Below are 12456 nucleotides of genomic sequence, written 5' to 3'. Positions count from 1 at the left end.
CGCCCCCTACGCACACACGCCTATTCACATGAAAGATCGATTTGGCTTGTTCTCGTGCTCGCCCCAATCTCATGGGAATCTATGACACGTACGTATCCAGCTCAATTCACGTGGGATGTTTTGGAACCTTGCCTGTATCCGTCGGCGCGATACTCGCGACAATAGCTGCTTACCGATCGCCGTAAAAAACCACTACCTAGATAATCTCAGCCACCCGCACAATAACCAATGCCGCCGGCACAAGCAGCACCTGCGCCAGCAACGTCCCAACAACACGAGCCCCCACAAGCGTCGTAATAGCGCGCCGAAAGCCATTCTCCGCAACGCGCCCTTCGATGACATCGTCCGTCATGACCGAAACCTGCGGGTCGATGACCACCGCCAGCACCACGGTCGCGAATCCGTTGATCACCGACGACAGATTCGCGCACGTAACTCGCAATTCCGGCTTCAGATAACCGGCGTACAGCGACGCGAACACGCCCACCGTCCAGATCGCCATCGCAATGACATTAAGTCCGATGACTTTCCGGGAAACGCCTGCGCCGGACGCGAGTTGCGTCACGTTATGCCGGGACGGAAGCCGTGCTCCAATCCGGAGGTAGTTGATGCCCCCACGACTGAATATATGGAGTAACAGACGCGGAATGGAGCGATTGGCGTGAAAGTGATCGACGGCGCGACTGAAATAACGCTGGAAGGTGGGAATCAGAAACGCGCCGGCAATGCTTGCCGCCGTGGCGGTCAGCAGAAAAAGCCGGAAGTCACCCAGCAAACCACGCCCCGCGTGATGTGCGATATCCATCTCGACCCGCTTCGCGATGAACGGCCCCTGGAAGGAGTTAGCCGTTCGGGAAACCAGGGCGATGATCCCGAACAGCGAAAATGACACGGCGATACGCCGCGTTCGAACACCTGCAATCCGCACGGCGTAAGCCAGTGTCGCGATCACGTGAATGACGAAGGTCAGCCCACATATGACCAAAAGCTGAGTGTCCATACGATTGAATAACTTCCTTCCGTCTCAGATTGACACCCGCGCCACCGCTTATCCCCCCACCACCTCCGAAAACCGCTCGATCCACACCGCCAGCCGATCCTTCGCAAACCCATCCGCCCGCGCTCCCGCGCGGCAAACGATCGCCTCCCCTTCCCGCCCGAACCGCAAAGCGCCGCCCGTCTCTTCGAGCCACAGCAATCCCGCCAGCCATGCAGCGTGCTCGTCCGACACCGCCTGCCCCACCGGCCGCGTCAAGAACTCGCTCAGCGTGTCCGGCGTATTCCACACCAGCGCATCGCCATCGCCCCGCACCGAGCCGCCCAGCACCTCCGCGAAAACCTGCACCGCCTCCGCCGCGCCACGACCCGCATAGCGCGTGCGCAATTCCGCCAACCGCGTTCCCAGCGCATGCCCGAAGCTGCCGCTGCACTCGCTCTCCGCGCGCATCAGATCGGCGTAGTCCATCCGCTGCCAGTCCGGCTCCGCATTGCGCGTTCCGGCCAGCTCCGTCCCGGCGAGATACGTCTCCATCGGCTGAAACCGCCCCGGGCCGATCAAGCTCACGCACAACGTATGAACCGTACCGATGCGGCTCGCCAGCGTCTGCGTCTGCAACACGCCCAGCTTCTCCCGCACGAGCTGGTCGCGCTCCCTGCGCAGCCCCGAGAGCTCCAGCGCCTGCTTCATCTCCATGCGCAACGCCGCGATATCCCACGGCTTCTTGATGTACCGATGGATCTGGCCTTGATTGACCGCTTCGACGGTCTGCTCCAGTTCCGAATACGCGGTCGTCAGAATCCGCACGATGTGGGGATAGCGCTCGCGCGCATAGCGCAGCAGTTCGTTGCCGTACTCGCCCGGCATCCGCTGGTCGGACACCAGGACGGCGAGACTCTCGGCGTGGGCATCCAGCATGCGCTTGCCTTCCTCGACGGAGGCGCCCGTCACCACCGGCGCGATCGCACCGATGGCGCGCTCGAAGTATTTGACGGAGGTGGCTTCGTCATCAACGAACAGAATCGCCGGGGGCGGTGTCTGATTGGCAATCGTGGTGCTCATGGGTAACTCCTGTGCATTCGATCCTTAGAAATTCTTTAACCCCAACGCTGCGCCCGTTCGGGCATCACTCCGGTCGCAATCCGGGGGCCTTTGTCGCCGAAGCCAGCACCTCGCGGACCGTGCCCACGCCAAGCGGCTTCTCCAGGATTCGAAACACGTCGCCGGCATTGCCCGCTTCCCGTAGCGCGTCCTTGTCCGCATAGGCCGTCACCAGAATCCGCACGATATGCGGATAGTGCTGGGCAACCTGCCGCAACAGGTCGCCGCCATGGCGCCCCGGCATGCGGAAGTCGGTCACGAGAACCGCCACCCGTGCGCCCTCCTGGCGCAGGATCGACCACGCCTCATCCGCGCCGCCGGCGAGCAGCACTTCGTAGTCGCCGCTGGCCGCGCGCGCAAAGTACTTGCGGGCCATCTCCTCGTCGTCGACATAAACGACGGTCGGTCGTACTGGTTGGGTCTCGCTCATTTCGGTATTACCCGGTATTGCCTGACATCACCCGGCGTCAATCGACGCGCGGCAGGTCGAAGTTGAACGCGGTCCATTCGCCCAACTGGCTCTCCGCATACAGCGTGCTGCCGTGCCGCTCGATCACCGCATAACTGATGGACAGGCCCAGCCCCAGGCCCTGACCGATCTCGCGGGTCGTGAAAAATGGCTCGAACACCCGCGCCAGATTCTCGGCGGCGATCCCCGGGCCGTTGTCGCGCACATTGACGTGCAAGCGGTCCTCGTTCCAATGCGCCTCGACATGGACGTTCGGCGCGGTCGTGCCGGCCTGTTGCATGGCCAGCGCGGCATTCGAGAACAGATTGATGAGCACGCCGATGATGGCGGCTTCGTCGCCCAGCACGAGGGTGTCGGCCGGGATGTCGCGCGTGATCTTCACGCCGCGCAACTCGTGCGCGCTCAGGCGGATCGACGAATCGAGCGCCTTCTCGAACAGGAACGGCACGTCCTCCTTGCGATAGGCGAAAGTCTTCAGGTCCGACACGATGTGCTGGATGCGGTGCATGCCCTGCTTCGCATCCGTCAGGCATTCCTGCAGCGACGGGCTTTCCTTCGCCTGCGGCTCTTCCATCGCCAGTTCAATGGCCATCAGACAGAAGTTCACCGGGTTGTTGACTTCGTGAAGCAGCCCCGCGGACAAGGTGCCGATCGCCGCCATCTTCTCCTGCTGCAACAACTGGCCTTTGATCTGCGCGAGGTTTGCGTTGGTGCGGGCGAGCTGGTCGTTCTTGTGCGCCACTTCGTCCTTGAGCCGGAACAGCTGGAAGCGCCCTTTCTCGTTGAAGTACGTGTAGATGGAACTGGCCACCGCGCAGAAGAAGATCAGAATGAGCTGGAACTCGAACTTGCTCGGGTTCTGCATTTCACCCGGATGCGCGGTACAGGCGACGTAGTAGAACGCCACCGTCGCGAGGCCGAATGCCAGCGTCTGCCAGTAGCCGGACGGAAACAGTATCCCGACCGCGAAGATCGTCAGCATCAGCCCGGCATAGAACAGCGAGTCGCCGCCCTGTGTGGCATAAATCATCCAGGAGATCATCGCCTGCGGCAGCAGCAGCCAGAAGAAGGTGATGATCTGCACATGCCGCCTGCCCGCTTTCGTATAAAGCGAGAGCAAGGCGAGACCGATCGCCACGCTGGTCAGCACCCGAACGATCGCGAAACGCTTCTGCTCGTCCGGATACACGACGTAGTCGAGCACCACGCCCATCAGCACCAGCAGGATCACGGTCAGGCCGCCGGCCTTGCTGCACAGCAAACGGTAATCGCGCAGTTCCTCGCGATAGTTCGACTGCAGCCCAGTCAGGGACGTTGTCATGTCAGGTTATGGGTGGCTTGGCCGATCACCGCCTCGGCAAACACGTTGACGCCGGTGGCGTCCGTGTACAGGCGCGGCTCGCCGCCGCTCTCCGGCATGATCTCGGCCATCTGCGCCTCGTTGCGGTAGATCAGGTACCACTCCAGCACGTGCTCCATGCTGAAGCGCTCCGGATTGTCGGCGTGAACGTTGGTGACGAGAAGGCGGCCGCCTGGCCGGGTGCGGCTCGCGAAATGCTGGTTCAGCCGCGCGCAGACCTTGTCGGACAGATAGTCGAACAGCCCCGCGCAATACACCGCGTCGAACTCGCGCACGTCGGGCGCGTCGGCGTCGATCCGGCGCTTGAGCAGATGGTGGACCGACTCGTGCGTGAAGTTGATCGTCATGCGCTTGCCCGCTTTCTGCGCGATCGACGCCAACTGGTCGCGGGTCCAGTCCAGCGTCTCCTGGCTGAAGTCGAGCAGTTCGAAATTCAGCCATTCCGGTTCGTCGTATTCGCGGATGAAGCGCTGGATTTCCTGAGCGGGACCGCAGCCGACATTCAGCACGCGGAACGGCCGCCCCGCGGCGCGCGCGTCATTCGCAATCCGGGTCAGGTAGTTCACCAGCAGTTCGACGCGATTGCGGTGCGCCCGCGCCACCGCCGTCTGCAGGAAAGCCGCGTTGACGATCTGGAAATACGTGCTCGGCCCCTGGCGCGGATCGTCGAGCATCTGGTTGACCATCATGTAGTCGCCGGCATAGCCGAGCGGTTTCGTGAAGGTGCGGAAGACGAAGGGCGAGCGCAGCAGCAGCGGATGCAGCGCGGCCTGGGCAAAGGCACGGTGCGCCGGCGCCAGTTCCTCGTCGACGAGGCGTGCTTCGCCTTCGAATTCGTCGAAGAAGACCTTGGTTCTTTCCATCAGCGGCGAAGCCAGCTCGAAGAAGAAGTCCTCGCGCAGCGCCTTGCCGTCCTTCGGCATGGTGTCCGCCAGGTCGGCCTGCTCGACCCAGCGCGACATGTCCGACAGGAAAGCCCGGATCTGGTTGACTGCGATCTGGTAGTCGCGGCGAATCTGGAAACGTTCGGCCCAGCCCTGCACGAAACGGCGGGCCTCTTCGCCCACCGTGCGCGCCTCCAGCGTGCCGCCGCTCAGTTCGCGCCACTCGGCGATCAGCGTCACCGAGACGATGGCGGTCAGGCCGGTGTTGACCATGCTGATGACGACCGCCTTGCCCGAATAAGCGTGGTCCACGCCCATCTTGACGGACAGGTCGCTCAGCACCTCGCTGACCTGGACGATCGAATACGGGTTGTAGACCTCCATCACCAGCGACTTGCGCTGAAGATTGATGATCGTGCCCCGTACCTGCTCGCCCTGCGAGTTGAGAAAACTAACTACCGGATCGATTTGCGTTTTGGAATACACAGTATTGCGGCCGGGTAAGTACCACGAGAGCCTGAAGGCCGGTTTCGGAGCAAAAACGGACGATGACGATGGCAGGATTCTACTGATAAAAAAGAATGCTGTCGTCCTATGCGGATTCGCGCGTTGACGCAGTCCGGCGAAGCACGACGGGCGGGCGTCAGAGGCCTCGGGAGATGCACGCCGGCGCATGCTCGGTGCATGCTCGAATGGCAATCCGGCGTGGTGCGGGCGATCCAGGTGTGCGACGCACCATGCCCGATCGGCGCGCTGCCACGATTGCGCAGATCGATAGCAGAAATACTTGGTTGGCTCCGCGCGGGACGCTCCCCTAGACTGCTGCTTAACTTGTTATAACAAGTTATGATCAAGCCTGCTCGAACCCAAAGCCGAACCCAAAGCCGAACCCAAAGCCGAACCAAAGCCGAACCATGCCGCCCGCCGCCCAACTCATCCCGCTCGCCCCCGCGCCGCTCTACGCGCAGATCAAGGACGCCCTGCGCGCCCGCATCCTCGACGGCAGCTACGCGCCGCACAGCCAGATGCCGTCCGAACACGAACTCTGCGCGATGTTCGGCGTGAGCCGCATCACCGTGCGCCAGGCGCTCGGCGATCTGCAGAAGGAAGGCCTGCTGTTCAAGCTGCACGGCAAGGGCACCTTCGTCTCCAAGCCGAAGGCGTTCCAGAACGTCAGCTCGCTGCAAGGCTTCGCGGAGGCGATGGCCGCGATGGGTCACGAAATCGTCAACCAGTTGCGCAGCTTCCGCGTGGTCGAAGCCAGTCGCCAGATCGCCGCGCGCCTGAATCTCGACGAAGGTGCGCCGGTCGTCGAGATTCATCGTGTGCGGCTGCTCAATCGCGAGCCGGTGTCGCTCGAACTGACGTGGCTGCCGGAAGCGCTCGGCAAGCGTCTGGCGAGCGCCGATCTGACCACGCGCGACATCTTCCTGATTCTCGAAAACGACTGCGGCGTGCCGCTCGGTCACGCGGATGTCGCAATCGACGCGACGCTCGCCGATCAGGACATCGCGGACGCGTTGCGCGTCGACGAAGGCAGCCCGGTGCTGCGCATCGACCGTTTGACGCACGACGCCGACGGCGCACCGCTCGACTACGAACATCTGTATTTCCGCGGCGACGCGTTCCAGTACCGGCTGCGCATCGACCGGGAAAAAACCGCGAAGCCCGCAAGCAGTTCCAGCGACAGCGACATCGACAGCGGCAACGGCAACGACAACAGCAACGGCAACAGCAAGGCCAACGCGACCGTCGCCACGACGCCCGCGAAACCACCCGCTGCGACCCGCACGACTCGTCCAAAGACAACCCGCCCCACGCGAGGACAAACACGATGACAGGCACGATGAACACCCACATTCTCGAATACGACGTCGTCGTGGTCGGCGGCGGCACGGCCGGCCCGATGGCCGCCATCAAGGCGAAGGAAAGCAACCCCGCGCTGAAGGTGCTGCTGCTGGAAAAGGCCAACGTCAAGCGCAGCGGCGCGATCTCGATGGGCATGGACGGCCTGAACAACGCGGTGATTCCCGGCCACGCGACGCCCGAGCAGTACACGCGCGAGATCACCATCGCCAACGACGGCATCGTCGATCAGGAAGCCGTCTACGCGTACGCGAAACACAGCTTCACGACGATCGAGGAACTGGACCGCTGGGGCGTGAAGTTCGAGAAGGACGGCACCGGCGACTACGCGGTGAAAAAGGTGCACCACATGGGCTCGTACGTGCTGCCGATGCCCGAAGGCCACGACATCAAGAAAGTGCTGTACCGCCAGCTCAAACGCGCGCGCGTGGCGATCACCAACCGGATCGTCGCGACGCGTCTCCTGAAGGACGCGCACGGCAACGTCTGCGGCGTGCTCGGCTTCGACTGCCGCAGCGCGGACTTTTATGTGGTGCGCGCGAAAGCGGTGATCCTCGCGTGCGGCGCGGCCGGCCGTCTCGGTCTGCCGGCCTCCGGCTATCTGATGGGCACCTACGAAAACCCCACCAATGCCGGCGACGGCTACGCGATGGCCTATCACGCGGGCGCCGCGCTCGCGAACCTCGAATGCTTCCAGATCAACCCGCTGATCAAGGACTACAACGGCCCCGCCTGCGCGTACGTGACCGGTCCGCTCGGCGGCTTCACGGCCAACGGCAAGGGCGAACGCTTCATCGAATGCGATTACTGGAGCGGTCAGATGATGTGGGAGTTCTACCAGGAACTGCAAAGCGGCAACGGCCCGGTATTCCTCAAGCTCGACCATCTCGCCGAGGAAACCATCCAGACCATCGAGCAGATCCTGCACACCAATGAACGCCCGAGCCGCGGCCGTTTCCATGAAGGGCGCGGCACCGACTACCGGCAGCAGATGGTCGAGATGCACATCTCCGAGATCGGCTTTTGCAGCGGCCACAGCGCGTCCGGCGTGTACGTGAACGCGCGCGCCGAAACCACCGTGCCGGGTCTTTACGCCGCCGGCGACATGGCCGCCGTGCCGCACAACTACATGCTCGGCGCGTTCACCTACGGCTGGTTCGCCGGACAGAACGCCGCCGCGTACGTCGCGGGCCGCGAACACGCCCCGCCCGATCAGCAACAGATCGACGAAGAACGCGCGCGCATCTACGCGCCGCTCGAACGGGAGAACGGGCTCGCGCCGTCGCAGGTCGAGTACAAGCTGCGCCGCATGGTCAACGACTATCTGCAACCGCCGAAGGTCACGCGCAAGATGGAACTCGGCCTGCAACGCTTCGCCGAGATCGCCGGCGACATCGACGCGATCAAGGCCGCCAATCCGCACGAGCTGATGCGCGCCGCGGAAGTCCGCGCGATCCGCGACTGCGCGGAAATGGCCGCGCGCGCGTCGCTGTTTCGCACCGAGAGCCGCTGGGGGCTGTACCACCATCGGGTCGATTTTCCGCAGCGCGACGACGCGCAGTGGTTCTGCCACACGCATCTGCGCAAGGACGACGCGGGCCGCATGGTCAGCGAGAAGCGCGCGGTCGAACCGTACGTGGTGGCGCTCGCCGACGCCGAAGTCGACTCGTATCGCAACCTGCGCATCCCCGACGCGACGAACCGCTCGCTCGCCGATGCCACCGTTTGAAGGAATTCCCGCCATGTCCTATACGCCTCATGAGATTTTTCAGCGCAGCAGCGCGCCCGTCACGATCGACGAAAGCAAATGCATCGCGGACAAGGGCTGCACGGTGTGCGTCGACGTGTGCCCGCTGGATCTGCTCGCGATCGACGTGCGCAAGGGCAAGGCCTACATGCAGTTCGACGAATGCTGGTACTGCATGCCCTGCGAACAGGATTGCCCGACCGGCGCGGTGAAGGTCGAGATTCCGTATCTGCTGCGCTGAGGCGCGCGCGGCGCTCGCGATCTTGCGCGATAGCGCGCAACGCTCGCGCCGCAGCCCCGCAGCGCCACGCGACGCCGGCCGCGCACGTGCCGGCGCCACTCCAACCATTCAGGGCGCTCGAACGCCCTCCCCGCTGATGACCCACTCCACGTTGTTGAGCCACGATCCCGATGCGCTCGCCCCCGAAGCCGCCGCGCTGCTGCCGCGTCTTGCCGATGCCGACCCGGTCGTGCGCCGGATCGCGCTGCTCGAACTGGCCGATCTCGAAGACCCGGAGACGTTGCCGCTGATCGCGCATGCGCTGGCGCACGATGCGTCCGCCGAGGTGAGACGCGAGGCCGCGCGCGTGCTCGGCTCGTGGGAAGAACCGTGGATCGCCGACGCGTTGTGCCACGCGTTGCTCGATACCGATGACGATGTCCGCGCGGCGGCCGCGCACAGCCTGTCCGCGCTGAAGGACGCCGCGTGCGCGCCGGTGCTGCGGCGCTGGGCGGATCACGCCGAGCCGTTCGTGCAGGCGGCTGTCCTGCGTGGTTTGCGCGAACTGCGCCATGCCGACGCGCTGGAGCCCGCGTTGCACGCGCTCGATCATCAGGACGATTCGGTGCGTACCGAGGCCGTCGTGCTGCTCGGCTGGCTGAAAGATCCGCGCGCGCTCGGCCCGCTGGCCCGGCTTGTCACGTCGGACGTCAATGCGGATATTCGACGTGCGGCGGTCGGGGCGTTGGGCTTTGCTTCGGCTTCGGCTTCGGCTTCGGCTTCAACGTCAACGTCCTCGCCGGAATCAGACACGCCGACTATCGCCGCGCTGCTGCACGCGTTGCACGATCCTGTCTGGCAGGTCCGCGAGGAAGCCGCGACGACACTCGGCAAACTGCGCGCCCTCACCGCGCTCGATGCACTGATCGCCGCCCTCGACGACGACTGGTGGCAAGTCCGCCTGCGCGCCACGCGTGCCTTGGGCGTACTCGGCGAGCGCCGTGCCGCGTTGCCGATCGCCGCGTTGTTGACGAATGCGATCAGCAATCTGCGCAAGGAAGCCGCGCTCGCACTGGGCGAATTGCGCGACCCCGCCACGCTCGACGCGCTGAACCACGCACTGAACGACGCCGACCCCGACGTACGCAAGGCAGTACGGATCGCGTTGCAACAGATCGAGGAAACCACACGATGAACGTGCCCGACGAGATTGGACTGGATGCACGCGCAATGACGCTCCGTTGGCCGGACGGCAGCGTGCAGCGAATCGCGTATGGGATGTTGCGCGATGCCTGCCCATGCGCGGGATGCCGCCGGCAGCGTGGTGACGCGGGAACCTTTCAACTGGCGCGGAGCGCCAGCGCCAACGCCGGCATAGACACCGATGCCGATACTGGCACCAAGGCAAACACCGCCGCTGCAATCCGCGTCACCGAAATCCGCCCAATGGGCTACGGTGCGCAACTGATCTTCAGCGACGGCCACGACCGTGGCATTTTCCCGTGGCCGTATTTCTCCGCGCTGCCTGCCGTCACGGACGACGACGCGGACGACGTCACGGACAACGCGGACAACGCGGACAACTTGCCTCCCGCCGCCACCCACGACGCGCTTACGCCCCGAACCCATCCACGGCCAGCACCGCCAGCGACAACGTCCCGACCAGCACGAGACTGACTGCCCAGACCGCATCCAGATTGAACCAGCTCCGCGACACGAACTTGAGCCCGAGGTAGCGATACACCAGCCAGGCCAGCGTACCGCCGGCCAGCATCATCGCAGCCGCATGCGCGGCGGACACCAGCAAGGCCATGCGCAGATTCGCGTCGATCAGCGTCTGCGCGGCGCGATGCGCGCGATCCATCCCGTACGCGCGGCACAGCCCGAGATAAACCGGCACCAGCATCAAGCCAGCGCCATGCGCGATCGCCACCGCGAACGACCACAGCGCGAGTTTCGACGGCGCGATCCGCGCGAGAAAACGCGGATGCCGTTTCTGCACCAGCAGCCACGCGCCGAAGCCGATCACGAGCACGCTCGCGCCGGCCTGAATCTGCCGCTGCCACGCGAGCAATACGGCCAGCATCGCGAAAGGCAGCATCACCGCGAACATCGCCAGCACATGACCGGCCGCGAGATACAGCAGCGCGCGCCACAACGCCTGGCCGCGCCGCTGCATCAGACCGCTCGATACCGCGAGCGGCCAGCCCATCGCCGGATTCAGGCCGTGATAGAGGCCGCTCGCGAGCACGGCCAGCCACAGCCCGGTCTGCGACCAGGCCACGCCGCTCAACTGCCCACCGACGGATAACAGAACGAATCCGTCGAACAGTCGCCGCCTTCGAGGCGAATCTGATGCGAGCGGTAGCCATCCGGAAACGTGACCCAGAAGTCCTTGTCGAGAAAGAGGCCGCCGTTCGGCTCCACGTGCGCCATCACCTTGGCGGCCGGCACGCCGTCCGGATAGAACTGGTCGTCCCAGCTCGAATAGAGCGAGTTGGTCCAGTACACGCGTTTGCCGTCGCGACTGATCTCGACCATCTGCGGACCGCCGCCGTAGCGTTGCCCATTCGGATGCGGCGCGCGCCGCGCAATTCCGCCGATATGCACCGAGCCCGTCAGCTTCGGCTTGCGTGGCTCGGTCACGTCGTACTGCCGCAGCTCGCCGGTGCCCCAGCACGCGACGTAGAGAAATTTGTCGTCGATGGAAAGATCGATGTCGGTGACGAGCGGCGGCACCGCGCCGAAGCCCTGCAACAGCGGCGGCAACAGTTCGGCGGCAGCCGGTTCGGCCGGAATCGTCGCGGTCTTCTCGATATGGAACTGCCCGCCTTCGCGCCACCACGTCCAGATCGATCCTTCCAGATTGGTGGTGTCGATCACCACGCCGACGAAGCCGTATTCGCGGCCCGGATCGTGCGCGGGCCGTACTTCGAGCGCCATCTGATGGTTCGCGCCGAGGTCGAGTGTCTGCACGTTGCGGCGCGCGCGCAGATCCCAGAAGTGCAGACGGTGGCCGTATCGATTCGCGAGCAGGTCTTCCGGCACGATGCCGTTTTCGAATTGCGGCGGCAATCCCCACTCGCTCGACACCATGTAATCGCGCGGCAGATTCCACCAGAAATCGTAGTGCTTCTCCTGCGCGCCGCGATCGATCTCCCAGCGGCCCAGCACCTCGAAGGTCTCGCAATCCATGATGAAAATGCCCGGCGGCCCGTCGGTGCCGTCCTTGCCCGCGCCGCCCAGCGTACTCACGTAAATCCCCTCGGGTCCGCAATGCACGGTGTGCGGGCGCGAGTAGCCGGTTTTGCGGAACACTTCGTCGGGTTCGATGATCTTGTGGATGCGCGCCTGGGTCGGATGCGGCTTCGTATCCACCACGTAGATGCGCGAGGAACGCAGCCCAGGAATGATCAGATAGCGCCGTTCGAGAAACGCATGACCGCTCAGCGGCGACAGCGACGACGAACACGCATTCCAGCCGAAGTGATGAAACTCGTCGCCGGTATTCGGCATGGTCACCGTGTGCACGACCTGACTGTAGGTCGGCGAGCCGGGCTTCACGTCGATTACCGCGAGCGCGTCCGGTTGCGAGAAGTCGGGACTGAGGAGCAGCGTGTACGCGTAGTCTTCCGGCGGCGCCTCCATCGCGAGCCGGGGCGAGGCGTGGAAGGTGGGATCTGGGCGCATACCCATGACGGACGTCTCCTTATCGGTGGGATTCGAAACCCGGGGTAACGGGTTGCGGGGAATGCCGAAAAGCGTGTCGGCAGCGCGCGCGGGGTAACGCGCGCGGCTGCGCTCCGGTTTAG

General features: G+C 64.3%; 11 protein-coding genes and 1 pseudogene. 5 read left to right on the top strand and 7 right to left on the bottom strand.

Annotation, left to right across the window (positions count from 1 at the left end):
* Window positions 1-196 precede the first annotated feature (196 nt).
* The 5 genes from LFL96_RS09355 to LFL96_RS09335 all read right to left on the bottom strand — a co-directional run bounded on the left by LFL96_RS09355 (window position 197) and on the right by LFL96_RS09335 (window position 5297).
* Entirely contained in the window at window positions 197-1000 is an 804-nt protein-coding gene (locus tag LFL96_RS09355) for a lipid II flippase Amj family protein (RefSeq protein ID WP_281000433.1), read from the bottom strand.
* A 48-nt stretch (window positions 1001-1048) separates the two neighbouring features.
* Complete coding sequence (locus LFL96_RS09350; RefSeq protein ID WP_281000431.1) at window positions 1049-2059, bottom strand: response regulator; 1011 nt, start codon at window positions 2057-2059, stop codon at window positions 1049-1051.
* Between the two features lie 64 nt (window positions 2060-2123).
* Window positions 2124-2528, bottom strand: coding sequence for a response regulator (locus LFL96_RS09345; RefSeq protein WP_281000429.1), 405 nt, complete (start codon window positions 2526-2528; stop codon window positions 2124-2126).
* Between the two features lie 37 nt (window positions 2529-2565).
* Complete coding sequence (locus LFL96_RS09340) at window positions 2566-3888, bottom strand: ATP-binding protein (RefSeq protein ID WP_281000427.1); 1323 nt, start codon at window positions 3886-3888, stop codon at window positions 2566-2568.
* On the bottom strand, window positions 3885-5297 hold the full coding sequence (locus LFL96_RS09335) for a class I SAM-dependent methyltransferase (protein WP_281000425.1): 1413 nt from the start codon (window positions 5295-5297) through the stop codon (window positions 3885-3887). The genes LFL96_RS09340 and LFL96_RS09335 overlap by 4 nt, the downstream gene beginning before the upstream one ends.
* Window positions 5298-5725: 428 nt before the next feature.
* Here LFL96_RS09335 and LFL96_RS09330 point away from each other — a divergent pair.
* The 5 genes and pseudogenes from LFL96_RS09330 to LFL96_RS09310 all read left to right on the top strand — a co-directional run.
* Window positions 5726-6469 (top strand): annotated as a pseudogene (locus tag LFL96_RS09330) (GntR family transcriptional regulator); the annotation flags it as partial.
* A gap of 188 nt (window positions 6470-6657) precedes the next feature.
* Window positions 6658-8406, top strand: coding sequence for a fumarate reductase/succinate dehydrogenase flavoprotein subunit (locus LFL96_RS09325; protein WP_281000423.1), 1749 nt, complete (start codon window positions 6658-6660; stop codon window positions 8404-8406).
* 13 nt (window positions 8407-8419) lie between these two features.
* Entirely contained in the window at window positions 8420-8665 is a 246-nt protein-coding gene (locus tag LFL96_RS09320) for a ferredoxin family protein (RefSeq protein WP_281000421.1), read from the top strand.
* A 136-nt stretch (window positions 8666-8801) separates the two neighbouring features.
* The gene (locus LFL96_RS09315) at window positions 8802-9839 is read left to right on the top strand and encodes a HEAT repeat domain-containing protein (protein ID WP_281000419.1); all 1038 of its coding nucleotides are present in this window, start codon (window positions 8802-8804) and stop codon (window positions 9837-9839) included.
* Window positions 9836-10321 carry a DUF971 domain-containing protein gene (locus tag LFL96_RS09310; protein ID WP_348638418.1) on the top strand — a complete coding sequence of 162 codons (486 nt, stop codon included), beginning with the start codon at window positions 9836-9838 and terminating at the stop codon, window positions 10319-10321. Before LFL96_RS09315 ends, LFL96_RS09310 begins: the two co-directional genes overlap by 4 nt.
* On the opposite strand, the gene LFL96_RS09305 is transcribed toward LFL96_RS09310, so the two are convergent.
* Together LFL96_RS09305 and LFL96_RS09300 are read right to left on the bottom strand one after the other, a co-directional pair.
* Complete coding sequence (locus tag LFL96_RS09305; protein WP_281000417.1) at window positions 10257-10937, bottom strand: hypothetical protein; 681 nt, start codon at window positions 10935-10937, stop codon at window positions 10257-10259. The two genes, LFL96_RS09310 and LFL96_RS09305, sit on opposite strands and share 65 nt — an antisense overlap.
* Window positions 10934-12340 (bottom strand): selenium-binding protein SBP56-related protein, encoded by a 1407-nt coding sequence (locus LFL96_RS09300; protein ID WP_281000415.1) that lies wholly within the window; start codon window positions 12338-12340, stop codon window positions 10934-10936. The genes LFL96_RS09305 and LFL96_RS09300 overlap by 4 nt, the downstream gene beginning before the upstream one ends.
* Window positions 12341-12456 lie beyond the last annotated feature (116 nt).

The sequence above is a fragment of the Paraburkholderia sp. D15 genome (genome assembly GCF_029910215.1).
Taxonomy (GTDB): Bacteria; Pseudomonadota; Gammaproteobacteria; order Burkholderiales; family Burkholderiaceae; genus Paraburkholderia.
This window is presented reverse-complemented; position numbering and strand designations above follow the sequence as displayed.